This is a genomic window from Streptomyces sp. NPDC002265 (assembly GCF_040296125.1).
GTDB lineage: Bacteria > Actinomycetota > Actinomycetes > Streptomycetales > Streptomycetaceae > Streptomyces.
In genome coordinates this window covers 1-1,024 of the sequence record NZ_JBEOWS010000727.1, presented here as the reverse complement: position 1 = coordinate 1,024, position 1,024 = coordinate 1, and the positions used below count along the sequence as shown (strand labels likewise).

1 protein-coding gene is annotated in these 1,024 nt (G+C 65.2%); it reads left to right on the top strand.

What is annotated here, in order from left to right:
• Positions 1-426: 426 nt before the first annotated feature.
• On the top strand, positions 427-915 hold the full coding sequence (locus tag ABT085_RS46585; RefSeq protein WP_351623332.1) for a hypothetical protein: 489 nt from the start codon (positions 427-429) through the stop codon (positions 913-915).
• The last annotated feature ends 109 nt before the right edge of the window (positions 916-1,024 follow it).

The following is a 1,024-nucleotide window of genomic DNA, read 5'->3' as shown; positions in this document are numbered from 1 at the left end:
GTTGGGGCCCCGATCGCACCGCGATCCGGGCGGAAACGCAGCAGCGAAGGGAGGGGTGGCTGAATGGTGAGCCCGTCGCATGGAAGTGACGGGCTGTCACTTCCATGCTGTGCGTCAAAACTGACGATGGGCTAGATTCTGGGATGGAACTCCGACTCCACTCCACCGCGAAAATGCGTCAGATTCTAGACAGGGATACTTTCTGGGCTCGCCCCATACTCCCACTCAAGACTAGGGCGAATGCGAGGCAGCGCCCCTGGGGCGGTGACTCTCCGCACTCTTATCGCGGCGTAAGAATGGCTGGTTTTCTCGGCATAATGCACCGCCCTATTCCATGGATGAGGGCGTCGAAATAAAATGGAATTCCTGGCGGGGCGGCAACTTCGCCAGGGGTCAATTCTCCTGTGAAACGAAGGGTGTTCCATCATGGTGCAGCTGCCGCCGGTTTCTCTCGATGTTTTCGATGAGGCCCGGAAAGAGGCGTACGTGATTTTGGCCCGTGTCATGGCGCGGCTGGCTCGGGGTGAGCACGTGGTGCGGCTCGGGGTCACGGTGGACAGTATGGAGCGGCCGCTGTCGGCGACGCTGCCGCTGACTGTCGAAGGTGAGGGCACCGCCGACGATCTGATCGGTGCGGAGGAGCGGTACTTCGAGAACACGGCGTTCCTGCTGGCTTGCGGGCTGGCGCAGCGGCTGTCGTACGGCGTGATGTATCTGCGCTCCCCCTCCCGGAGCGTGGAGGGCCCGGCGTATGTGATCCAGGCGTGGCGTCTGCGGTGGGCGTCGCTGACGGAGTGCACGGCGGCGGAGGCGGCGGAGCTGATCGGGGATCGTGAACCGGCGTTGTTCGAGGACGCGTTCAGCCTCCAGGACGATGAGGCGATCTACCCGCCGGTGGCCTACGAGATCCCCTAGAGCCCCTGTCAGCGGGCCGGGATGGCGACCTGGCCCGCACCCCTGCGGCGCGGAGCGTCGCAGACCCTGTGAGGGGCGGGCCCCCGGGGCGGGGCCCCCCCCCCCCCTA